Below are 24,217 nucleotides of genomic sequence, written 5' to 3'. Positions count from 1 at the left end.
GCTGGTTAGAGAATTAATCAATGTTTTGAAAAACTTTCCGAGAAAGCATATCTTTACTCTTTTGATTGGCTTGATTTTGATAATTTCTATTAGCCTACTAAGTAACATAGAATTTGCTGAAGAAAATCAATACTCCGAACTCACAAAATCACTTTCTCTAAGTTCCCTTACTGATGGCTATCAAATTGACATACCCCCAATAGAAAAAGAGGCTTTAATCAAAAGAAATGATTCACTCTTTACAATTCTGAATAAACTCGGAGTATTGCAAGAAGACATAATCAAGTTAATTAATAGCAAAGAAAGCAGTCTTCTATCGAAAATTGAAGTCGGAGATAAGATCAAGATCTTAATGAATGACAAAGGAGAGCTGCTGAAAATGTTTTATATTGATGACATTAAGAGTGGCATACAAGCTGAAAGAAATGAGGATGGTTACTCTATCTCAAAATACTTATCAAAAATAGAAAAAGTTAAAGTCTTTAAGCACGTGATTATTGAAGATTCAATGTATGTATCCGGTCTAAAGGAGAATGTCCCGGACAGTGTATTAATGGACTTGGCTTATATTAATGGTTGGGATATAGATTTTACTCATGACATAAGAAAAGGTGATAGTTACAGCATAATCTATGAGGAAATAATTATTAATGGAGAAAAAGCAATTGACGGGGATATCCTTATTTCAGAGTTTAATAATAGGGATAAAAAATTTATTGCAGTTAGATATGACTTGGATTCAAAAACTTCAGAGTATTTTAATCTTGATGGCCAAAATGTAAAAAAGGCATTTCTTAGATCTCCTGTGAAATTAAGTTACATAAGTTCAAAGTATAATCTCAATAGGAGACATCCTGTTTTACACACAATAAGAGCACACAAAGGGGTAGATTATGCAGCCAATAAGGGCTCTCCAATTAGAGCAACTGGTGATGGAACAATAATATTTGCTGAATATAATGGAGGTTGCGGTAATGAAATTAAGATTAAGCACTCTGAAGATTATGTTACTCGTTACTGTCATCTGGACAAATTTAGCTCCAGAACAAAAGTTGGTCGTAAGGTCAAACAAGGTCAAACAATTGGGTATGTAGGTAGCACCGGTCTAGCAACTGGCCCTCATTTGCATTATGAATTCCATGTTAATGGAAAGCACACGGACCCTCTTAAAGTAAAATTTCCAAATGCCTCACCCATAAATTCTTCTGAAATCAATAACTATAGAAAAAAATCTCAAAATCTCCTGGATGAACTAAATAATTATAAATCTCTAATTAATCAAAGAGAAGTTTATGGCGGGTGAAATATACATTGGGTTAATGACTGGAACTAGCGCAGATTCTTTAGATTGTGCAGCAGTTGAGTTTTCTGATAATGAGTTGAACATAATTGGGCTAAAGAATTACGATATACCGAGTAATATAAAAGAAGAAATTAGTGAAAATACAAGATCTAAAGAGCTTAACGAAACTCTAATTAAAGATTTAGATTTAAGACTAGGCGAATTTTTTTCCGATAAAGTAGAAGAATTTATTGCATCTCTTAGTTTGAAAAAAGAAAAAATTGTGGCGATAGGTTCTCATGGGCAAACCATAAAACATGAACCTAATTCTATACCTCCTTTCTCACTTCAAATTGGTAATCCTCAGTTAATAAGTAATCAGCTTGGTTTACAAACTGTTTCCAATTTCAGAGATGATGACATTGAGAAAGGAGGACAAGGCGCACCTTTATCACCTGTTTTTCATAAAGAAGTATTCGCTGAAGAAAATAAGAGGAGAATAATAATAAATATAGGAGGTATTACTAATGTTTCTTTATTAGGTGGCGGAGAGCTTAAAGGTTTTGATACTGGTCCAGGGAATTGTCTTTTAGATACTTGGACAAAAAAGAATAGAAAGGGAGACTACGACAACAAAGGTAGATGGGCAAAATCAGGAACTGTAGATCAAGACTTACTGAATATAATGATGATGGATAGTTATTTTTCGCTTGAGCCACCTAAAAGTACTGGCCCAGATTACTTTAACTTAACTTGGCTTCAAGATTGTCTAATGAAACTAAACCGAGAAGTAGATCCTTCTGATACTCAAGCAACCTTGGTAGAGCTTACTGCAAGCAGTCTCTCAAATTCTTTGGAGAAACTTAAAATCGTTAGTGAAAATATATATATGTGTGGTGGTGGAGTTCACAATAAATTTTTGATGAGCAGGATATCATTCCTTTTGGGAGAAAAATGTTACACGACAGCTAAGCTCGGGCTAGATCCAGATTTCATAGAAGCTATTTGTTTCGCTTGGTTGGCATACAAAAGAGTTAATAATATCAAATTTGATATGAGCGCGATTACAGGAAGCAATGAGAAAGTCTACTTAGGTAAAGTGTATTTACCTGCTAAATAGAGAAGGACTCCCCACATCCGCAAGTTGTAGTAGCATTCGGGTTAGAAATTATAAATTTTGAACCCGTTAAATCTTCTATGTAATCTACTGTTGAGCCTTGAAGATACTGCAAGCTTAAGGAGTCAATAACCAGATTAGCTCCCTCTTTTTCTATGCAGGTGTCATCTTCGTCTATCGTATTATCAAAAGAAAACCCATACTGAAAACCCGAACATCCTCCGCCTGTAACGTATACCCTTAGATTCAGTATTTCAGATTCTGACTCCTTACTTTTGAGAGATAAAATCTTATTTACAGCTCCGTCTGTCAGTTGCATTAAAGAGGGTGTATAAGTTTCAACCATTATATATACCTTTCAATTGATAATTACCAGTCATAAGATTGTAGCATTCTATCGCCTGACCTGCGGCTCCTTTAACTAAATTATCAATGGCCGAAATGATCACAACTTGATTTTCAATGGCTGATTGATAAACACCTATCTGACAATTATTTGTTTCAGCAACTTTCAGAATTTCAGGAACCTGACCATCTAACATTAATTCAATGTTAAGTGAGTCTTGATAAAAATCTCTATAAATATCTTCTATAGATTGATACTGAGTATCCTCGAAATTAACATACATAGTTGAGTAAATTCCTCTCATGGCGGGAATTAGGTGAGGCAAAAAATTAATCTTTAAAGATGATCCATGAATTCCTTCAAGGACTTCGATTATTTCAGGGAGATGTCGATGTCCACCAGTAGCATATGCTTTAAAATTTTCCTGAATTTCATCTTTTAAACTTTCGTTAACTTTAGTCCTGCCTGCACCACTAATTCCTGACTTTGCATCAATGATAATTGAATCTATCGGAAGCTTTTTGCTAACTAAAGGAAGCAACCCAAGAATAGATGCAGTAGGATAACAACCAGGTACGGCTATAAGAGTGCCTGTTTCGATCAACTCAGCATTAATTTCAGTTAAACCGTAAATAGAATTCTTTAAGTTTTCTAAATCTTTATGGTTTGAGCCATACCATTCTTTCCAGATTGACGGATCTTTTAGTCGAAAATCTGCAGATAGATCAATGACTTTTATTCCTTTCTGAATAAAAGAGTCTGCTTTATTCATTGCAGTTCCATGAGGAGTAGCAAAGAAAACGACATCACATTGAAAAAATATCTGATCTTCCGGATCTACAAAATTTAAATCAGTACCTTGAAATAAGTCTGACACAGGAGTGTTTTTAAGCTCTCTTGAGCTAATAGCTACTATAGAGCTTGAGTCATGCAGAGATAAGAGTTTTATTAGCTCTTCACCAGCAAAACCCGATCCTCCTATAATTCCAACTTTGGTCATCAATAAGCTTCAATATTTAAGGGGTGCGGATTATATATACTTGCAATGAGACTATCTAGGCTTAGTTTTTAAGATAAACATTTAGAAGTAATCTTTCCCAAGATGAAATATTTGTTAACAACAATCCTTTAGAGGCAAAGGATTCAGATTCCTTCAATAACCCTTGTTTATATCTTAAGTGTGCTAATCTCAGATATAGAGCACCATCATTTTTAGTTATCCTAAAAGCCCTTTCGAGTTCAGAGTTAGTTTTAATATAGTTTTCTTGTTTCAAGTCAGAGTCAGCAGCTAAAAGTATCCTTTGAACAGAAGGATTTTGTGAATTTATTTTCATAATTTCATCTTCCAAGAATTGTTGGTTAGAAATCAAGAGCTCCACAGTTTTGGAGAAATCATTAACTGGAACCTTATATTTACTAATATCCCGCATGTTTTGATTCGATGCACATGACAATAAGCCTGTAACAATTAAAACAATTGTTGATATTTTTATTAACTTCACCCCTGTCCTACCTCAAAAACTTCTTTTAATTTATCCATTACAGTATTTCTTGAACTCTCAATCTTACTTGAACATTCTCTTCTGACATCTGGTATTTTATTTGGTTCAGTTCCTTCTATAAAAGGTATAAGTATTGAATTTTTACATTTTTTACCACTTCTTAACCCATCTCCAATATCTGTCCAAACGTAGTTAATTCGTGGTAATGAAGATTGAGTGGTTTTGACGGGTTTTATATCATTAATGAAATTCTTCCAAACCTGAAATGCGCCCGTTCGTCCAGTTAAGGGAGTTTGTCTATTATCATCGAATCCCAGCCACACAAGAACCAAGAGTTCGCCCGCAAAACCAACAAACCAACTATCTCTTTGATCATCTGAAGTACCTGTTTTACCTCCTGCATTCCATAATTGAATTTGCTTCTTTGAATATCCTCTAGCAGTACCGCGCTCAAAGGTTTGTTGCATAGCAAATTTCAATAATGCTACCGGTTCAGGTCTAATTGTTTGATCAATACTATAAGGATAAGAGAATTCGATCTTTCCCTCAGTATCTTTAATTTGTCTTATCGATCTCAGAGGCGAGTAAAAACCGTCACTTGCTATAGTCTGATAAGCTTGAATAGCTTGGTAAGGAGAAAGTTCAAATGACCCAATAAAAAGGGAAGGATAATTAGGAACATCCTTTGTTATGCCAAGGTTTAGAAACATGTTTTCTACAGCCTCATATCCCAAATCTAATCCAAGCCTGGCTGAAGCTATATTATAAGATTGCCATAAGGCTACATGTAATGGTATTTCGCCGTGAAATTTTTTATCAAAATTATCAGGCTCCCAAAGCTTACCGCCACTCATAAGACTTAACTTAGAATCATCTAATAAAGTTGTGAGGTTGTAGTCACTATATTGATCTAAAGCAGTTAGATAGATGAAAGGTTTCACTAAAGATCCTATTGGTCTTATAGCATTTATTGATCTATTGAAACCATAACTAGAGGGTTCAGTACTACCCGCAACAGCTTTGACTTCACCACTAGAAATATCAACTACAATGGCAGCACCTTCAAGCCCTTCTAATCTAGATCCATATTTTTTTATTAACTGCAGTTTAGTTTTTTGAAGATTATTCTCTAAAGAATCTTGTAATACAGGGTCCAAATTAGTTTCGACAGCCAAGCCCTTAGTTCTAAGTTCTTTCTCATTAAAATTCTTCTGAAGTTCAAGCCTAACTATGTCATGAAAAGCGGGATATCTTGTCTCAGTCCTATAATTAGGTAAGGAGACACCAAGCGCTTTATTTCTTAACATCTCAAATGCTGAGTCCGATATCTTATTACTATTATTTAAAACTCTTAAAACTAAGTTCCTTCTTTTAGTAGCATTATTTGGATTTCTTCTTGGATTATAAAAAGATGGTCCTTTGAGCATTCCTACTAATAGAGCCACTTGATCTGTAGAAAGATTTTGAATAGACGTCCCAAAAAAATGTTGTGCGCCCATTCCAAATCCATGTATCGCTCTCTTCCCTGATTGTGCAAGGAATACGTCATTAATATATGCCAAAAGAATTTCTTCTTTAGAATAACGGGTCTCTATTATCAAAGAAGCTATTGCTTCCAAAACTTTTCTTCTGATGGTTTGCTCTGATGAAAAGAAAAGGCTTTTAGCTAGTTGTTGTGTGATGGTACTTCCACCTTGTTCTACCTCTCCAGCTTGCACATTTCTTAGAAATGCTCGTGAAATAGACTTCAATGATATTCCATAATGGTTGAAAAAATTTTGATCCTCCACTGCAAGAATAGTATCGACTAATATTGGTGGTACTTCTGGCCAATTAAGAAGTACTCTATCCTCCATATGGGAAGGGTACATGCCGCCAATAACGGTTGGTTCAAGTTTTATTAAATCTTCGGCTATACCCAACTGATTGGTAATTCCCTTAATCTCAGAATCATCGAAATTGATATTAAATATACCCGAGCGCTGATCTAAATAACCTCGTAGAAATATTTTTAGATCATCTTCAGAAAATTTAAACTCACCAGGCTGCACGGGATTTTTAACCCTTTCATACGAAAGCATTTCTAATTCTTTAATCAAATTATCCTTATTGAGGTGAATACCTTCTGCCAATTCCAAAGGACGTGAATAGATTTTTGCAGGTATGGTCCACAGTACACCGTCTAGTTTAGATGTAACTCGATAGTCGAGAACGGCAATACTTGCGGCAGTGAAAATAAAGACTATTATCGAAATCAAACCGATAAAAAATCCTATTGTCAGCTTAAATTTCATTTAATACTTGATTACTTGCTTCATTTGGCACAGTCTACGTTTTTTAAAAAATTTTGTGTAAAAAAATGAAATATGATCTTTGTTGTCTTGGTAGTGCTTTAGTAGATATAACCTTTCAAATTGACGATGATTTCGTTAAAGCAAATGAAGATAGAGGTATAGCTAAGGGGGGTATGACATTAATTGAAAAAGATGATCAGATTAATTTAATTCAAGAGCTCATGGATCTTGGGAAATCACCTGATAAGGCTTGCGGTGGTTCCGCTACTAATTCAGTCGTTGCTGCTTCTCTTTTTGGATCTTCTTGTCATATGTCTTGCATTGTTTCTGATGATGACAATGGAAGATTTTATCTGGAAGACTTGTCGTCTAACGGAATAGGTCATAATTCTGAATTGATTGATTCAGAAATTCCTTCTGGGCAATGTCTAGTCATGATCTCAGATGATGCAGAAAGAACTATGTGCACAAACCTTGGAATAAATTCTAATATTTCTACCAGCAATGTGGATCAGGAAGTTATCAAAAATTCTGAATACATATTTTTAGAAGGCTATCTAGTTGCTTCTCCAAAAGGTTATGACACTTTTAAAGAGGCTATAACACAAGCAAAAAAATATAACACTAAAGTAGCGCTATCTTTGTCAGATGCTTTTATAGTGAAGTCATTTAAAAAGGAACTTGTAGAACTAATAGAAATTAATTGCGATCTAATTTTCTGTAATGAATCTGAAGCCCAGGAGTTCGCCGGAAGTTTTAATGAAAAGGAAATTTTAGGTTTTTTTAAAAATTACACTCGTAACCTTATCATTACAAAAGGGTCAGATGGCTGCATCGGTTATGATGAAAATTATGAGTTTTCTGTTTCTGGACAACAGGTCAAGGCTATAGACACAAATGGTGCTGGCGATATGTTTGCTGGTGCTGTTTTAAATGGTCTAAATAATCAAAAAAACCTTGAAGAATCCTCAAAATTTGGATGCTTCGCTGCTTCTAAAATTGTTCAAAAAAATGGGCCGAGATTATCAAAAAAAGAATACGAAGAAATTAAAAGAACTTTTACTAGCAATTGAAAAATTATTCTGCTAAATTGCTGCGCCTTTAGCATTAAACAATTTGAGAATTCATAAAATGCCTGCGAAAAAAACTGTAAAAAAAGCAACTATCAAAAAGACTCCTGCTAAAAAAACATCGGCAAAAAAGGCGCCCTTAAAAGCAAAGCCTTCCAAGAAAACAACTACAAAAAAAAGTTCAGCAAAGACGGTATCAACCAAAAAAGTAACATCTAAGAAAACTAAGAAAGTAGATCGTTATGAAGAGTCTCAATTCCTGGCTTCGATTAAGCCCTATGCACTTAAGAAAAATGAGAAATATATGAATGCTAAACAAAAACAGCATTTTCAAGAAATACTAGCAAGTTGGCAAAAACAGTTACAACTAGAACAAGACAGAACAGCAGACAAAATACAAAAAAATGCTAGTCACTTTCCAGATGAGTCTGACAGAGCTACACATGAGGAAGAATTTACTCTAGAGCTTAGGACTAGGGAAAGAGAAAGAAGACTTTTATCAAAAATTAGTGAATCTATTGAAGATCTAAAATCAGATGATTACGGATATTGTGCATCCTGTGGGATAGAAATTGGCATTAGAAGACTAGAGGCTAGGCCTACCGCAACTAGATGTATTGATTGCAAAACAATTGAAGAGATTCATGAAAGGCAGCAATATGGCTAAAATGTTTGGGTGCTAAACCAAAATACCAACTCTCCCAAGGTCATTAAGGCCTCTAAGCATGGTATAAAAATTAAGAATCTTGATAAGGATGCTAAATCCATTATCGCAAAGCTTAATAATTCAGGGTTTGATGCATTTATAGTTGGTGGCTTTGTCAGAGATTCGATTCTAAGGCTAAAACCAAAAGATTGTGATGTAGTAACAGATGCCACACCAGAAGAAATAAAAAAGGCTATTACAAAAACAAGAATCATTGGAAAAAGGTTTAAAATAGTTCATGCAAGATCGGGCAAAAATATTACAGAAATATCTACGTTTAGATCATCTAGCAAAAGGCATACTAAAAAATCTCAAAAAGGAGTTATTCTCAGAGATAATAATTACGGCAGCATAGAAGATGATGCCTATAGAAGAGACTTTACAATTAATTCTTTATATTTAGATATCAGAAATATGGATGTAATTGATTTTGTTGGGGGCTACGAAGACATACAAAATAGAATACTCAGATCAATTGGAGATAGTTCAAAAAGATTCAGAGAAGATCCTGTAAGAATAATTAGAGCCATCAGGTTCAAGTCTAAGCTAGATCTAACTTTTGAGCCCAATCTTGAGAAAGAAATACTCAAGCTTTCACACTTACTCAATGAAATATCATCAGGAAGAATTTATGAAGAAACACTCAAGATGTTCCTAACGGGAAATGCGGAATCAATAATGCAAGATATGCAGAAGTATCAAATTGTTAAATATATCCTCCCTGTAACGCAAGGATATCTTAATGCTAAGAAAGACAGAAGATTTATATTTAATGCTTTAAGAAACACAGATAAAAGATTTCATGAGGATAAAACACTGACTCCATCTTTTCTATTCTCAGTATTCTTATGGCCTGCCTTAATAAATAAAGTAGGTGAACTCAATTCAAAGAAAATAAAGATTACAAAGATTACGAGAGCAGCAAATGTAATACTTAAACGACATAATGAACATTGTTTTATCCCAGGTAGAATTCAAAGATCTATAAAAGAGATATGGGAAATGCAAGTGAAGTTATTAAAAATACCTGAAAAATCCAAAATTTTAATTAAACATCCTAGATTTAGAGCTTCTTATGATTTTCTTTTGCTGAGAGAAAAATCAGGAGAAGATCTTAGTGGCGTCGGTGCGTGGTGGACTAAAAAATTGCAAAAAAAAGCTATTTAAACTTAAAAATACTTAAATGTTTTGAAGTTAGGATAAGATGTATTTTGTAATAACCTAGCACATGGAAAAAGGTCAAATAGATATAACAAAGTATGACAAGTTGCCTACATTTATAGCTGTAGAAGGACCAATTGGCGCCGGAAAAACAACTTTAACAAAACTTCTTGCAGACTCTTTTAGTTATGACACTTTTTTGGAACGACCATCCGAAAATCCTTTTTTACCTGATTTTTATATCAATCAGTCGCAAGCTGCTTTAGCAACTCAACTTTTTTTTCTTTTTCAAAGAGTAAAACAAATCCAAGAGCTTAAACAAGAGGATATCTTCTCATCCAATAGAGTTTCAGATTTTCTTTTAGATAAAGACAAACTGTTTGCTAAGGCAACCCTTTCAGCAGAAGAATTAAAGCTTTACGAACAAATCTATCAGTATCTTGCTATAGATCTTCCATCTCCTGATTTGGTTATCTATCTTCAAGCTGAGACAAAAACTCTCTATGAGAGAGTTATGCATAGAGGGATAGAAATGGAAAAAACAATCAGTTTTGACTACCTAGAATTATTAAATGAGACATACAAAGAATTTTTCTTTGAATACAATAGATCGCCAGTTTTGATAGTAAATTCGGATTATTTAGACTTGCAAGCCAATAAAAGCGATTACAACCTTCTTTTGGAAAAGTTACTTGAGTACTTTAATAAACCAGAAGGTTCCAAAATGTACTTTAATCCCTCACCTGCATTAATATAAATTTTATGACAAAAGATAAAATCTATAACCCTCCCCTATCAGTTCTGGAGAATTCAAATATAAAAGAATCTGAATTTGAAGAACTATACCAATGGTCTTTGAGCAAACCAGAAGAGTTTTGGGCTTCCCAGGCTGAGAATTATCTAAGTTGGAATAATAAATGGTCTAAAGTAAAAGAGACTAATATGGAGAAAGGCGAAATCATATGGTTTAAAGATGCAAAATTAAATGCGTCTGTGAACTGTATAGATAGACATCTTCCTGAAAATGCTGAAAAAACTGCTTTCATATGGGAAGGAGATAATCCTGAAGAAACAAAAAATATCAGCTATAAGAAACTTCATGATGAAGTATGCAAATTTGCGAATGTCCTTAAAGCTAGAAATGTAAAAAAAGGGGATAGAGTTTGTATCTATATGCCTATGATCCCCGAAGCAACATATGCGATGTTGGCTTGTGCGAGAATTGGGGCGATTCACTCTGTTGTTTTTGGGGGCTTTTCCCCTGAATCCTTAAAAGACCGTATCCTGGATTCTGATTGCCAGACTGTTATCACTGCTGATGAGGGCTTGAGAGGAGGGAAAAAAGTTCCTCTTAAACAGAACGTCGACGAGGCTCTTCAAGGATGTCCAAATGTCCACACTGTTCTAGTCGTCACCAGAACAGGAGCAGAGATTTCATGGAATGAGAACTGTGATGTTAGATTTGAAGAAATTTCAAAAGACGTTCCTTCCAATTGCGAACCAGAAATAATGGACTCCGAAGATCCCCTATTTATTCTCTATACATCTGGATCAACAGGTAAGCCAAAGGGAGTTTTACACACTACAGGTGGATATCTTCTTCAAGCTGCCATGTCTCACAAGCTGGTATTCGACTATAAAGATGATGAGATATATTGGTGTACTGCTGATGTTGGCTGGGTTACTGGGCATTCTTATATTGTTTATGGACCTCTAGCAAATGGTGCAACATCATTAATCTTTGAAGGAATACCCACTTTTCCCTCGCCTTCAAGATTTTGGGAAGTTATTGATAAACACAAAGTAAATATTTTTTATACAGCACCAACTGCTCTAAGAGCTCTTATGGCACAAGGTGATGAATTTGTTAAATCATCGAGCAGAGATTCACTAAGAATCTTAGGGACGGTGGGAGAACCTATAAATCCTGAAGCTTGGGAATGGTATTTCAAAGTTGTTGGAGATTCTTCTTGTCCAATAGTCGATACTTGGTGGCAGACTGAAACTGGAGCCATGATGATTACCCCTGTAGCAGGATTTACTTCTATGAAGCCAGGAAGTGCCACAAAACCTTTTCTTGGAATTGAGCCAGCTCTTCTTGACGAAAGTGGAAAAGAAATTATAGGCGAGGGTTCTGGAAATCTTGTCATTAAATCTAGCTGGCCCTCTCAAATCAGAACGGTATATGGTGACCATCAAAGATGCATAGATACTTACTACTCAATGTATCCTGGGTACTACACAACTGGCGATGGAGCGAGAAGGGATTCAGATGGATATTATTGGATAACTGGAAGAGTAGATGACGTACTTAACGTATCTGGCCATAGATTAGGGACAGCAGAAGTTGAAAGCGCTTTAGTTCTTCATAAAGATGTAGCTGAAGCGGCAGTAGTTGGTTATGAACATGATATTAAGGGACAAGGTATCTATTGCTACGTAACTTTGATGTCTGGTATTTTGCCAGAAGAAGACCTCAAATATGATTTAGTTCAACTGGTTGCAAAAGAAATAGGACCTATTGCTAAACCAGATATTATTCAATGGGCTCCTGGATTACCAAAGACAAGATCTGGTAAGATTATGAGAAGAATATTGAGAAAAATTGCCACCAACGAAATTGATAACTTAGGTGATACCACAACTTTAGCAGATCCATCTGTAGTTGATGAACTCATTTCAAATAGAGAGAATAAATAATGTCGTTAATAGATTTACTGAACAAAAAAAGCATCCTACCTCTTGAATCTGAAGCTTTGATTGGCAGAGAAGAGGAAGTTGAAGTTCCAGAGCACCACTTTGTAAAGGGAACGCCATTAAAAGGTCCTTTTCCAGATCACCTAAAACAAGCCATATTTGGAATGGGATGTTTTTGGGGAGTTGAGAGAAGGTTTTGGGAATTAGATGGCGTCTATTCTACTGCAGCAGGATATGCTGGTGGATATACAAAAAATCCATCTTATAAAGAAGTTTGTACCGGTTTTACAGGACATAATGAAGTTGTTCTTGTTGTTTATGATCCTACAATTGTAAGTTATGGATCATTACTAAAAACATTTTGGGAAGATCATGATCCTACTCAAGGCATGAGACAAGGTAATGATATGGGTACCCAATATAGATCGGGTATTTATTACTCCTCAGATGATGAGAAAGAAATCATTGCTGAGACAAAACAAAAATATCAATCTCAATTAAATTTAAACGGATTTGGCTCAATTACGACTGAAGTTAAGGAAGCTGGTATCTTTTATTATGCGGAACATTATCATCAGCAATATCTAGCTAAAAATCCTGATGGTTATTGTGCTCTAGCCGGCACAGGGGTAAAAATTAATTAAGTTCTTCCCAAATATACTCTTCGCCTTCTTTTGCAATAACCTTATCTTCTTCAAGTTTTATTAGATGGGCCAAAAGCGAAGCTTTTGCGATAGGAAATAAAGAAGAATCTACATCATCATAAACCCTTTCTACCAAAGATTCGGGCGTTCCTCGAGAAGCCTCTTTGAGAGCCGAAAATACCTTCTTCTCTCTTTCTAATCTATGGCTAATTATCCAGTCAGCTACTTCATGAGGGTTTTCTAAGATATCACCATGACCAGGTGCTATCTTTTCAATATCGTAGTCCTTAAGTTTTTCTAATGAATTTATATACTGATTCATGTTTCCATCTGGCGGTCCTATAACTACAGTAGAGCCACTCATAATATGATCTCCTGTAAAAATAAATTTCTCTTCCTTCAGAATAAAACAGAGATGATTAGAGGCATGACCAGGCGTATGAACCACTTCTAATGAAAATTCATTCTCTTCAAGCAACTCCCCATCTTCTAAAAGTCTTTCTGGGCTAAAAGTTGTATCTTGATTTTTTGTAGAGCTCGTAAGCATGCCATAAGCTGGAATGCCTAACTTGTTTTTAAGTAAACGAACCCCAGGAGAATGATCTGGATGTGTATGAGTCACTAGTATTTGTTTGATATTTTTAGAGGCAGCTAAAATGGCATCGATATGATCCTGCATAGCAGGTCCGGGATCGATAACTGTTACTTCTTCATTGCCTACTAAGTAGGTATTTGTACCAGGTCCAGTAAAAACACTTCCATTGCCAGCCGTAATCCTTCTTATTAATGGGGAGATTTGTACAACTTTTTCAGCTTCCATCAATGGTCCTCGTAACCTTTATCTCCAGGAAGAAGTCCTACCATTTTTCCATCTTCCATAAAAAACTTAGGTTCAATTGTAGGAATTGTTGATGGGTCTATTGAGGATTTATCCTCCAGGAGTGATTCAACATTTGAGTAACCACATATACTCTCGAGATTTTTAATAGTAGGCATTATTAATAAAAGTTTTCCGTCTTTTTGTTGTTGCAGGGCATCTTCAGGTTTAATCCACAAACTATTTACACTCTCCGAACCATCATGAAGGCCCTCTTGACCTTGAGGTGCAATAGCTACAAAGAAACGAGTTGTATATCTTCTCTTTTCTATTTTAGGAGTTATCCAATGGGCCAAATAAGCAAGTCTTTCAGTAGCAAGGGTTAGTTTTTCATTCTTACACATCTCTTCTAGTACAGCCTCTCCAGCATTTAGTCTATTTCTATACTCCATAAATCTTTGCCTTTCATCAGAATCTGAGGGGTCAAATGTAGAGCCATCTTCCCTAAAAGCAATTAATATTCCCGCTTCCTCAAAACATTCCCTGATACAGGCCACCCAGTATGCTAGACCTCCTTTTTCTTCGCCTAGAATATTAGAAAGGTACTGATCAGATGAGCCGGTTGTTATTTCCTCCATATTATCTAAGCCATCTTCTGGATCTACTTTTCCACCAGGAAAAACAAATGCACCTCCAAAATTTGCTTTAGATGCCCTTTCAACTAAAAAGACCTCTATTCCTTCATCTTTGGAATCTCTAACCAATAAAACTGTTGCAGCAGCCTGAGGGACAGTCGGTTCTTCATTCGGGTCTGCCATCTGAGTATTTGCACCTTGTAGTGGATTTTTCATAAATCGTCCTTATTGTCTAAGATTATAATAGACTAGCATCTTCAAAAACTTAATTAACTATAAATTTATTTCAAAGGAATGTCTAAATGGTGAATTCTCATCCTGAATGGTTTAAAGAAGCTTTGTCAATACCAAAGAAACAAAGGAGTATAAATGTTGATGATGGAAATGTTCACTATCAACATTGGGGTGATGCAACTAAACCTGGCATGGTCCTAGTTCATGGCAGTGGAAGTCATTCTCACTGGTGGGACTTTATAGCCCCTTTATTGTTGGAAGATTTTCAAATTAGTGCAATAGATATGTCCGGAATGGGTGATAGTGATCATAGAGAAGACTATTCAGCTCAACTTTATGCAAAAGAAATCTTATCAGTAGCTGAAGATAGTGGCTTTTTTGAGATATCTGATCCCATTATTTGTGGGCACAGCATGGGGGGTTTTATGAGTGCTTTTGCTGGTACTATATCTGACAAAGAGCTTGGGGGAATAATAATGATAGATTCACCCATCAGACCACCAACCTATGACTATTCAACTCATGTTAGAAGTGGGCCTATAAGAAGAATAAAAACCTATCCAACGAGAGATGCTATTTTAGAGAGATTTAGACTGACCCCGGAGCAGGAATGTGAAAATGAATTTTTGGTTAAATATATAGCCGAATGGTCTATCAGAGAAGTGGAAAATGGATACCAATGGAAATTTGATGACACAATTTTTGATAAATTAGGCTTTTCACATATGACAAAGAATCAAGCTTTTGAGTTGAAATGTAATCTGGGAATTATTTACGGAACCGAAAGCAATATGATGACCGACGAAATTCTAAGTTTTATGAGAGAGAATGTTCCTGAAGGCACTCCAATGTTGGCGATAGAAAAGGCTGCACATCATGTTTTATTGGACCAGCCTTTAGATTTGGCAAAAGCCATTAAGGATATTGCAAAAAAATGGGTTTGATTCGGTGATAAAGATTTTTTTCCTTCTTGTTTTTTTATACTTATCCTTTTCAATACATAAATCATTGCACAAAGAAGAAATATCTTATGGCTGCACGTCAATCAGTGTACTAATGTTTGTTGATGTGATGCTTCTTCTTCTAATTTACTTCACTTTTTTTGAATAAATCAGGACCTTGGAGGTAAACCTTTGATGAGACTCAAAGAGCGTAATGGAGCGCCTTCTTTTCTAAACTTTGACAGTTCCTGATATTCGGGATCATTGTACCATCCGTCTGCTGCAGCTTCAGATGGAAAAGAAAATATTATTACTCGACCTCCAGAAAGAGGTTCTGGTCCCTCCAAATGCCTAAATGAATCGTCAAATGTTAGAAACTCACCGCCATGTTTTTTTAAGATAGGGAAAAAACCTTTTTCATATTTGAGATAAGTATCTTTATCTTCAATTTCAAGGTTTACAACCATATATACTTTCACATCTTCCATTGATATCTCCTTAAGCTTTTACTGACTGCAGTCTTCCGTCTATGATCTCCTCTGCTTCTGAGACTAACCTTTCAACCATTTCTTTACAAGTTGGTACGTCTTTAACTCTTGCAACTGAGATGCCTGCCGACCATATGCCATGTTCTAAATCTCCCTCTTCAAAAACGACCCTTCCCCTTTGTCCTGCGACAAGGTCCTTAACATCTTCAAAGGTGGCAGAACCTGTAGACTCTATCTCAACTACTTGATCAGATATCGAATTTTTAAAAACTCTTGCTGTATTGTGCATAGTTCTAAACATTAGATTTGTTGAGAGTTCATCTGCCTCTGTCATTTTCTCTTTAACATTTTGATGTATACCAGCTTCCTTAGTAGCCATAAATCTAGTTCCCATGACTATTGCCTCTCCGCCTAGAGCTAATGCCGCAACCATACTTTTGGCATCGCTAAATCCTCCGCACCCCGCTACAGGTACATCTAATGCTTCTGCTGCTTGTGGTAATAGAACCAAGGAAGGAATATCATCTTCGCCAGGATGACCGGCACACTCAAAACCATCAATTGTTATTGCACTTACACCTACAGATTGAGCTTTTAAAGCATGTCTAACAGAAGTGCATTTATGAATAACTTTTACGTCATACTCTTTAAATAATTCCATAAAGGGTTCTGGACTGCGTCCCGCAGTTTCAACGATCTTTACCCCTGATCCAACAATAGCTTGCGCATATTCTTCATAAGGAGGAGGATTGATAGTCGGCAGTACAGTGAGGTTTACCCCAAATGGCTTGTCAGTCATTTCTCTAGTCCTGTCTATCTCTTTGACTAAATCTTCAGGTGTAGAAAGATAGTAAGATACTTCAGATAAATTAAGAAGAAATACTTTATGACTGAAAAATTGAATCTCTTTATAGGCGGTAGCTCAGTTAAGAGTACTACAAAAAAATGGATTGAAGTTCTAAACCCTGCCACACAAGAAGTTCTTTGTGAGGCTCCATGCACTACTGATGAAGAAATCGAGAGTGCCATAAGTTCTGCTAAAGAAGCTTTTTTCTCTTGGAGAGAAACTCCTCCTCCAGAAAGATCTAGAGTCATGATGAAATATCAAGATCTTCTTAAAATTAATCAAGATGAAATAGCTCAAATTCTTAGCAAAGAGAATGGAAAAACTTTTGAAGATGCTAAAGGAGATGTATGGAGAGGTATAGAGGTTGTTGAGCAAGCGGCGAATATTACCCCTTTATTGATGGGCGAAACTGTTGAAAATGTTGCAAGAGAAATAGATTCTTATAGTTATACTCAGTCTCTGGGGGTTTGTTTAGGCATTACTCCATTCAATTTTCCTGCCATGATACCTTTGTGGATGTTTCCGATGGCGATAGCCTGTGGCAACACTTTTATCCTGAAGCCTTCTGAGCAGGATCCTATGACCTCCAATAAACTTGCAGAGCTTTTTACAGAGGCTGGAGCTCCTCCAAATCTCCTACAGGTAATCCATGGTGGTAAAGATCAAGTAGACCAGCTTATTAGACATCCTGATATAAGAGCTATTTCATTTGTTGGATCAGTTCCCGTCGGCCAATATATTTATAAAACAGGAACTGAACATCTGAAAAGAGTTCAATCTTTCGCTGGGGCTAAGAATCATATGGTTGTATTGCCAGATGCAAATAAAAATAAAACTATTGACAGTTTGGTAGGATCTTCAGTTGGAGCAGCTGGTCAAAGATGTATGGCGATCAGTGTTGCTGTTTTCGTGGGTTCTTCGAAGGAATGGATAGAAGACCTGAAGAACGAAATGGCAATGGTGAAACCAGGCCCATGGGACTCTGAAGAATCTGGTTTTGGGCCTGTTATTAGCGCTCAAGCTAAAGAAAAGATTATTGGTTTGATAGAAAAAGGAAAAAGCGAAGCAAAATGCCTAATAGATGGAAGCAAATGTGAGGTTGAAGGATTTCCAGATGGGAACTGGATTGGTACTACCCTATTTTCTGGTGTAAAAACTGAATCTGAAATATATAAAACAGAGATATTTGGGCCTGTTTTACTTTGCATTGAAGTTAATACTTTAGAGGAAGCAATAGAATTAATTAATGCAAATCCATATGGTAATGGAACTTCTATATTTACAGCCTCTGGCAGGTCTGCAAGAAAATTCAGACATGAAATTGAAGTTGGTCAAGTAGGTATAAATGTACCTATACCAGTTCCACTACCTTTCTTTTCATTTACTGGTTGGAAACAATCATTTTATGGAGATCTTCATGCCTATGGCAAACAGGCAGTTAGGTTTTACACAGAGACCAAGACTGTGACTGAAAGGTGGTTTGAAGAAGATGAAGAAAGCACAAAAAACCTAACCATCAATCTGGAGTAGTTCATGGATTTCGATTTAAATTCTGATCAAAAACATTACAGGGACTTAGCAAAAAGCTTTTCTGATAAAGAATTGAAACCTAATGCCGCTGAATGGGATAAAGAAGCTTTTTTTCCTAAAGAAACTCTTAAGAAAGCTGGAGAGTTAGGTTTCTTATCACTCTATGTTGATACTAATCTAGGAGGAATGGGTTTAGGTAGACTTGATGCCTCTATAGTTTTTGAGCAGCTAGCCCAGGGCTGCACAAGCACTACAGCTTTTATGACAATTCATAATATGGCGATTTGGATGATCAGCAAATTTGGTTCGGAAGAATTAAAAACAGAATGGTTTCCTCAACTCAGCTCGGGTGAGAAGCTTGCCTCTTATTGTTTGACTGAACCTGGTTCAGGTTCAGATTCTGCGTCTTTGCGCACTACAGCTAAAAAAGATGGTGATAATTTCATTCTAAATGGTTCAAAGGCTTTCATATCAGGATCTGGAGCTACAGATTGTCTTGTATTAATGGCCAGAACAGGTGATTCAGGTGCGAAAGGTATTTCATGTTTTCTAATTCCAGCGGATTTACCAGGCATAGAGTATGGAAAAAATGAGCCTAAAATGGGTTGGAAAAATCAACCAACAAGATTGGTATCTTTGACTGATGTGAAAGTTTCTAAAGAGAATTTAGTAGGAGAAGAAGGAAAAGGTTTCAAAATCGCCATGCAAGGATTAGATGGAGGCCGAATAAATATAGCAACCTGCTCTATAGGAACAGCTCAATCTGCATTAGAAGAAGCCCAAAACTATATGAATCAAAGAGAACAATTTGGTAAAAAGATATCTGAATTCCAGACGATGCAATTCAAGATTGCTGATATGGTAACTGAACTTATTGCAGCCAGAACAATAACAAGACTTGCAGCATCAAAACTTGATAAAAATGATTCTGAAGCAACCATCTATTCTGCAATGGCAAAAAGATTTGCTACTGATGTAGGCTTTAATGTTTGCAATGAAGCTCTTCAAATATTTGGAGGTTACGGATATATTCAAGAATATCCTTTAGAAAGATATGTAAGAGATGTAAGGGTCCATCAAATATTAGAAGGTACTAACGAAATTATGAAAATGATAATTGGGCGAAGAATGATAATGGAAAATGCAGCCTCAATAATCCAATAAAAATTATGTCTGAAAAATTATTACTCGAAAAAATAGATAACATTGCCAAGGTTACTATAAATAATCCTAGTGCTAATACATGGGATCTTGAGAGCTTGGCAGGATTAGAAGAAATTATTGAGCATCTCAACCAAGATAATGAGATCTTTTCTTTAGTTATAACTGGAAAAGGCGAAAAATTCTTTTCTGCTGGAGCTGACCTTAAAGTTTTCCAAGAAGGAGGAAAAGATGCAGCCAAAGAAATGAGCAATGCCTTTTCAAGAGCCTTCAATTCACTCAGTAATTTTAGAGGTGTATCTATAGCTGCTATCAATGGATTTGCTATGGGAGGAGGACTTGAGTGTGCATTAGCTTGTGATATTAGAGTCGCTGAAGAAAAAGCAGTTCTTGCTCTACCTGAACCTAAGGTAGGTTTACTGCCTTGCGGAGGTGGGACTCAAGTACTTCCAAGATTAGTCGGTGAAGGCTGGGCTAAAAGAATTATTTTAACTGGTGAACAAATTAGACCTGATAAAGCCCTTAAAATAGGCTTAATTGAAGAAAAGGTTGAAGATGGAAAGTCTTTAGAAGCCGCTTTATCTATTGCCACTTCCGTTGCAAACCAAAGTCCTAGTAGCATTGCAAAATGCAAGGAGCTAATTCATAAAGCACGTCTTTCAAGCGAACCTTATCAAGAAGAACTTAAACCTTTTGTAAATTTATTTGATACAAAAGATCAAAAAGAAGGTGTAGATGCATTCTTAGATAAAAGAAAACCAAATTGGCAAAATGCCTGATGATGAATTATTGGTTGAGATTTTAAAGTGTCGGAATGATACTAAAATTGGCTATATAACTCTCAACTCTCCCGAAACATTAAACTCATTAACATTAAATATGGTCAATGAGATATCAAAACTATTAGACAAATGGGAAGCTGATCCCCAAATAAAATTGATCATAATGGACGGTTCAGGGGATAAGGCCTTTTGTGCTGGAGGTGACATCAGAGCATTATATGAATCAATGTGTTCTGCCGACGGTCCAATTTTTGCAGAAACGTTTTTTGAGTCTGAATATAGACTAGATTATAAGCTTCATAATTTTCCCAAAACTATAATTTCCATCATAGACGGTATTGTAATGGGTGGTGGCGCGGGCCTGATGTTTGGAAGTAGTTTTAAGATTTCTACAGAAAGAACAAAATTTGCAATGCCAGAAATTGGTGTTGGTTTATTTCCAGATGTAGGATTTACATCTGTAATAAAAGATTTACCAGAAGGATTGGGTCTTTATATCATGCTAACTTCAACTCAATTGAATGCTGCTGATACCCTTTTTTGTAATTTGACAGATTGTTCATTAAGCTCAGAAGATTTAGAAAAATTTTTTCAAGAGATCCAAGAAATCGAGTGGAAAGACATGAAAAAGGATAACTTAAAAATATTGAATTCAATTGTTCACCAAGCTGATTACACAAATAAATTAAATAATTTTCCGAAGAGCAAGCTCAAAGACGAATTAAGCAATATTCAGTCACTTACTAATGCTTCAAATCTTCATGAAGTTGCTAAGAATATTATGTCGAATCAAAGTAATGATGAATGGTATTTGAAAGGTAAAGATTCATTGAAGAGAGGGAGCCCTACATCTGCACATCTGATTTGGTTGCAGTGTCAGAATTCATCACATTTAGATCTAAAAAAAGTATTTCAATTTGAACTTAATATGGCAATTCAAATAACTAGGATAGGTGACTTTAAGGAAGGTATCCGAGCACTCATAATAGATAAAGATAATAAAGCTAAATGGAAATATGATTCAATATCAAACGTGCCGTCAGAATGGCTTGATAGGCATACTGATGTAGCCTGGGATAAAAATCCTTTGGAGGATCTCTGAAATGAAAAAAATAGGTTTTATAGGTTTAGGGAATATGGGCCTGCCAATGGCTAATAATATTTCAAAGACAGGAATCGAGGTTAATGCATTTGACTTATCCGAAAAAGCCCTTAAACAAGCTGAAAATTTAGGAATGTCGATTAAACAAGACTCTAAAAGTGTTTTAGAAGATATAGATGCTCTCATTACAATGCTACCAAACGGTAGTTCAGTAGAAAAAATATTTTTAGAGGATAATTTGCTTGAAGTTATTAATAAGCGAACACTTATTATTGAATCATCCACTATCAGTCCTGAAATAAGTAAGAAAATTTCCACGATAGCAAAAAATTATGGTATTTCAATGCTTGATGCTCCAGTGTCGGGGGGTGTGAAGGGAGCTGAATTGGGAAATCTTACATTTATTGTAGGTGGAAGCCAGGCCGATCTAGAGAAAGGTTTAAGTCTTTTTAAAATCATGGGAGATAAAATATTTTATGCAGGTGAATCAGGTTCTGGCCAGATTGCCAAGCTCTGTAATAATATGTTGTTGGCTGTCCATATGTGTGGCACTGCCGAAACTATCGCTTTAGGCGTTAATAATGGATTAGATCCAGTAGTTCTTTCTGAAATCATGAAGAATAGTTCAGGAGGAAATTGGTCTCTGGAAAAATATAATCCCTATCCAGGAGTCATGGAGACAGCTCCTTCTAGTGAGAATTATTCAGGTGGATTCTTAAATTCCTTAATGCTTAAGGATCTTAAATTAGCATCAGAATTAGCTCTGGGATCAAAATCAACTACCCCTATGGGCAAACTTGCTATGCAGCTTTATGAGGAGATGATGGATGAAGGATTTGGTACACTAGATTTCTCAAGCATTCAAAAAAAGTATCTTTAGTAACATATAAAAGGAAAGTAATGTCTTTAGTAAATCTTGGAAAAAAAATTTTTATATTCTCCGCAATAGTCCTCTCCGTTTCTAATCCTACCTATGCTAATGATGCCTTAGAAATTGCTATACTCAGTGACCAAAATAATAGTGGATTTATAGATAGTTCATCAGATATGACCATGAACTTAATCAATAGAAAAGGTGATGTAGTCACAAGAAAATTAAGGTTCAAAAGATTAGAAGTTCCAGGAGATGGAGATAAATCAATAGCAATATTTGAAAGTCCCAGAGATGTTAAAGGAGTTGCAATTTTGTCTTATGCACACAAGGTTAAATCAGACGATCAATGGCTTTATTTGCCTGCATTAAAAAGAGTAAAGAGGATCGCCTCAAAAAATAAATCTGGCCCATTTTTAGGAAGTGAGTTCTCCTTTGAAGATTTCTCTTTCCAGGAGGTGGAAAAATACGAATATAAATTCATTGGAGAAGAGGATTATTTAAACCTCAAATGCTTTGTTATTGAAAGAACACCACTAGATCCTTATTCAGGATATACAAAACAGCTGGTATGGATTGATCAAGAAAATTATCTAGTTCACAAGATACATCTTTTTGATCGAAAATCTTTTCATCTGAAAACACAAAAATTTGAAGAATATAAATTATATGAAGGTTTCTTTTGGCAACCGCATAAAGTGGAAATGATTAACCATCAAAATGGAAAAAGTTCTATCCTTTTATTTGAAAATGTGAAGCTTAATAATGGCTTTACAGATAGAGATTTCACTCAAAATAGTCTTAAAAGATCTAGATAAATGTCTTATAAATTTCTCGGAGTATTTATTGCTTTCCTATGCCCTGCCCTTCACGCAGAGATTATTGGAGAGTACTCTTTTGATAATAGATATTTCTTTAATTCTGGCCTTCAAGGACAAGAAAAAAATCATTCCTCATTCACATTATCACCTGAAATATTTCATGAGAACGAAGATTCCATTTTCCACTTTAAACCAAAGTTAAGGAAAGACAATATAGACACCGAGAGAAACTTAGTCGACATACAAGAGCTATACCTAATAAACATTCTAGAAGATAAAGAAATCAAATATGGGGTAAGTAAAGAATTTTGGGGTGTAACAGAAACAACTCATAGAGTAGATATAATCAATCAAACTGATGCTGTTGAAAGTTTAGATGGCGAGGATAAACTCGGTCAACCTATGGTTAAGGTGTCATTCGAAGAAAATTGGGGCCTAATAGATTTCTATGCTTTGCTTGGTTTTCGGGAAAGGACTTTCTCAGGTTATGACGGAAGACTCAGACAGCCGATGATCGTTGATACTGATAGACCTCATTACTTATCCGCTGCAAAAAATAAAAGAATGGATTTTGCCTTTAGGTGGAGCAATTATTTTGATCAACTGGAAGTAGCAATTTCTCACTTCTCTGGAACTTCAAGAGAACCTAGGTTTATTCTAACGAATGAAAATCTGAAAGAGTTAGTTCCTCTTTATGAGGTGATTGATCAAACGGGATTTGAATTCCAATATTTATTGGGAAGCTTTGCTATTAAATCAGAAATTATCTCTAGGTCCGGTCAGGAGGATAGATTTACAGCTGCAACATATGGTTTTGAGTACACGCAAGTGGGTATTTTTGGTTCTAGACTTGATCTAGGATGGATTGTAGAGGCAAATCATGATGATCGACTCCCAAGCTCGCCAGCAGTAATAGGTACAAGACTTACAATTAATGATACATCCGATACTCAAATATTATCGGGGATAATCTATGATGAAAAATCCGAAGAACTAGGATTTCTATTGGAAGCATCTAGAAGGTTGGGCATATGTTGTTCCATATCTATTGAAGGATTTTATTTCGATGATACAAATGAGGATAATGAAGAATTCAAACTTTTTCAGGCTTATAAAGAGGACGATTTCTTGAGATTTGAACTTATATATTACATGGGTGATTAATAGGT

Annotated in this window: 23 protein-coding genes and 1 pseudogene; 16 read left to right on the top strand and 8 right to left on the bottom strand. The window is 35.6% G+C overall.

Going from position 1 to position 24,217, the window contains the following annotated elements; translation table 11 throughout:
- Positions 1–25 precede the first annotated feature (25 nt).
- Positions 26–1,303 (top strand): peptidoglycan DD-metalloendopeptidase family protein, encoded by a 1,278-nt coding sequence (locus M9C83_00710; protein URQ66752.1) that lies wholly within the window; start codon positions 26–28, stop codon positions 1,301–1,303.
- A complete protein-coding gene (locus M9C83_00705) occupies positions 1,293–2,402 on the top strand; it encodes an anhydro-N-acetylmuramic acid kinase (protein URQ66751.1) in 1,110 nt (369 codons plus the stop codon). The genes M9C83_00710 and M9C83_00705 overlap by 11 nt, the downstream gene beginning before the upstream one ends.
- On the opposite strand, the gene erpA is transcribed toward M9C83_00705, so the two are convergent.
- The 4 genes from erpA to mrcB form a co-directional block, all read right to left on the bottom strand.
- Entirely contained in the window at positions 2,395–2,748 is a 354-nt protein-coding gene (gene erpA / locus M9C83_00700; GenBank protein ID URQ67376.1) for an iron-sulfur cluster insertion protein ErpA, read from the bottom strand. The genes M9C83_00705 and erpA overlap by 8 nt on opposite strands.
- On the bottom strand, positions 2,738–3,745 hold the full coding sequence (argC, locus tag M9C83_00695; GenBank protein URQ66750.1) for an N-acetyl-gamma-glutamyl-phosphate reductase: 1,008 nt from the start codon (positions 3,743–3,745) through the stop codon (positions 2,738–2,740). The genes erpA and argC overlap by 11 nt, the downstream gene beginning before the upstream one ends.
- 61 nt (positions 3,746–3,806) lie before the next feature.
- A complete protein-coding gene (locus M9C83_00690; GenBank protein URQ66749.1) occupies positions 3,807–4,247 on the bottom strand; it encodes a hypothetical protein in 441 nt (146 codons plus the stop codon).
- On the bottom strand, positions 4,244–6,541 hold the full coding sequence (gene mrcB / locus M9C83_00685) for a penicillin-binding protein 1B (protein URQ66748.1): 2,298 nt from the start codon (positions 6,539–6,541) through the stop codon (positions 4,244–4,246). Before mrcB ends, M9C83_00690 begins: the two co-directional genes overlap by 4 nt.
- A 65-nt stretch (positions 6,542–6,606) precedes the next feature.
- On the opposite strand from mrcB, the gene M9C83_00680 reads away from it, so the two are divergent.
- The 6 genes from M9C83_00680 to msrA all read left to right on the top strand — a co-directional run bounded on the left by M9C83_00680 (position 6,607) and on the right by msrA (position 12,819).
- The gene (locus tag M9C83_00680; protein ID URQ66747.1) at positions 6,607–7,614 is read left to right on the top strand and encodes an adenosine kinase; all 1,008 of its coding nucleotides are present in this window, start codon (positions 6,607–6,609) and stop codon (positions 7,612–7,614) included.
- 58 nt (positions 7,615–7,672) lie between these two features.
- Positions 7,673–8,278: an RNA polymerase-binding protein DksA gene (gene dksA, locus M9C83_00675; GenBank protein ID URQ66746.1), complete on the top strand. Its 606-nt coding sequence runs from the start codon at positions 7,673–7,675 to the stop codon at positions 8,276–8,278.
- Positions 8,279–8,287: 9 nt separating this feature from the next.
- Positions 8,288–9,484 (top strand): polynucleotide adenylyltransferase PcnB, encoded by a 1,197-nt coding sequence (pcnB, locus tag M9C83_00670; GenBank protein ID URQ66745.1) that lies wholly within the window; start codon positions 8,288–8,290, stop codon positions 9,482–9,484.
- Between the two features lie 61 nt (positions 9,485–9,545).
- On the top strand, positions 9,546–10,235 hold the full coding sequence (locus M9C83_00665) for a deoxynucleoside kinase (GenBank protein URQ66744.1): 690 nt from the start codon (positions 9,546–9,548) through the stop codon (positions 10,233–10,235).
- Positions 10,236–10,240: 5 nt separating this feature from the next.
- Positions 10,241–12,178 carry an acetate--CoA ligase gene (acs, locus tag M9C83_00660; protein URQ66743.1) on the top strand — a complete coding sequence of 646 codons (1,938 nt, stop codon included), beginning with the start codon at positions 10,241–10,243 and terminating at the stop codon, positions 12,176–12,178.
- Positions 12,178–12,819 carry a peptide-methionine (S)-S-oxide reductase MsrA gene (gene msrA, locus M9C83_00655; protein ID URQ66742.1) on the top strand — a complete coding sequence of 214 codons (642 nt, stop codon included), beginning with the start codon at positions 12,178–12,180 and terminating at the stop codon, positions 12,817–12,819. The genes acs and msrA overlap by 1 nt, the downstream gene beginning before the upstream one ends.
- Here the strand turns inward: msrA and M9C83_00650 are convergent.
- The gene (locus M9C83_00650) at positions 12,812–13,639 is read right to left on the bottom strand and encodes an MBL fold metallo-hydrolase (protein URQ66741.1); all 828 of its coding nucleotides are present in this window, start codon (positions 13,637–13,639) and stop codon (positions 12,812–12,814) included. The genes msrA and M9C83_00650 overlap by 8 nt on opposite strands.
- On the bottom strand, positions 13,639–14,487 hold the full coding sequence (locus M9C83_00645; protein URQ66740.1) for an NUDIX hydrolase: 849 nt from the start codon (positions 14,485–14,487) through the stop codon (positions 13,639–13,641). Before M9C83_00645 ends, M9C83_00650 begins: the two co-directional genes overlap by 1 nt.
- Before the next feature lie 86 nt (positions 14,488–14,573).
- On the opposite strand from M9C83_00645, the gene M9C83_00640 reads away from it, so the two are divergent.
- Positions 14,574–15,449 carry an alpha/beta hydrolase gene (locus tag M9C83_00640; protein URQ66739.1) on the top strand — a complete coding sequence of 292 codons (876 nt, stop codon included), beginning with the start codon at positions 14,574–14,576 and terminating at the stop codon, positions 15,447–15,449.
- 167 nt (positions 15,450–15,616) lie between these two features.
- Here M9C83_00640 and M9C83_00635 read toward each other — a convergent pair whose 3' ends face one another.
- A complete protein-coding gene (locus M9C83_00635) occupies positions 15,617–15,934 on the bottom strand; it encodes a DUF1330 domain-containing protein (GenBank protein ID URQ66738.1) in 318 nt (105 codons plus the stop codon).
- A 10-nt stretch (positions 15,935–15,944) separates the two neighbouring features.
- Positions 15,945–16,775, bottom strand: a pseudogene (locus M9C83_00630) (nitronate monooxygenase).
- A 45-nt stretch (positions 16,776–16,820) separates the two neighbouring features.
- On the opposite strand from M9C83_00630, the gene M9C83_00625 reads away from it, so the two are divergent.
- Genes M9C83_00625 through M9C83_00595 form a run of 7 tightly spaced genes read left to right on the top strand, consistent with a single transcriptional unit; the run spans position 16,821 to position 24,212 of the window.
- A complete protein-coding gene (locus M9C83_00625; protein URQ66737.1) occupies positions 16,821–18,311 on the top strand; it encodes a CoA-acylating methylmalonate-semialdehyde dehydrogenase in 1,491 nt (496 codons plus the stop codon).
- A 3-nt stretch (positions 18,312–18,314) separates the two neighbouring features.
- Positions 18,315–19,475, top strand: a complete 1,161-nt coding sequence (locus M9C83_00620; protein ID URQ66736.1) for an acyl-CoA dehydrogenase family protein — start codon at positions 18,315–18,317, stop codon at positions 19,473–19,475.
- Positions 19,476–19,480: 5 nt separating this feature from the next.
- Positions 19,481–20,251: an enoyl-CoA hydratase gene (locus M9C83_00615; GenBank protein ID URQ66735.1), complete on the top strand. Its 771-nt coding sequence runs from the start codon at positions 19,481–19,483 to the stop codon at positions 20,249–20,251.
- Positions 20,244–21,356, top strand: a complete 1,113-nt coding sequence (locus M9C83_00610; GenBank protein URQ66734.1) for an enoyl-CoA hydratase/isomerase family protein — start codon at positions 20,244–20,246, stop codon at positions 21,354–21,356. The genes M9C83_00615 and M9C83_00610 overlap by 8 nt, the downstream gene beginning before the upstream one ends.
- 1 nt (position 21,357) lies before the next feature.
- Positions 21,358–22,236: a 3-hydroxyisobutyrate dehydrogenase gene (gene mmsB / locus M9C83_00605; protein URQ66733.1), complete on the top strand. Its 879-nt coding sequence runs from the start codon at positions 21,358–21,360 to the stop codon at positions 22,234–22,236.
- A 20-nt stretch (positions 22,237–22,256) separates the two neighbouring features.
- The gene (locus M9C83_00600; GenBank protein ID URQ66732.1) at positions 22,257–23,045 is read left to right on the top strand and encodes an outer membrane lipoprotein-sorting protein; all 789 of its coding nucleotides are present in this window, start codon (positions 22,257–22,259) and stop codon (positions 23,043–23,045) included.
- On the top strand, positions 23,046–24,212 hold the full coding sequence (locus tag M9C83_00595; GenBank protein URQ66731.1) for a hypothetical protein: 1,167 nt from the start codon (positions 23,046–23,048) through the stop codon (positions 24,210–24,212). It abuts the gene before it with no gap.
- The last annotated feature ends 5 nt before the right edge of the window (positions 24,213–24,217 follow it).

It is taken from the genome of SAR86 cluster bacterium (assembly GCA_023703575.1).
In the GTDB taxonomy this organism is placed as follows: Bacteria; Pseudomonadota; Gammaproteobacteria; order Magnimaribacterales; family Magnimaribacteraceae; genus Magnimaribacter.
Note: the sequence above shows the minus strand (reverse complement) of the source record. Positions and strands in the feature narration are given on the sequence as shown.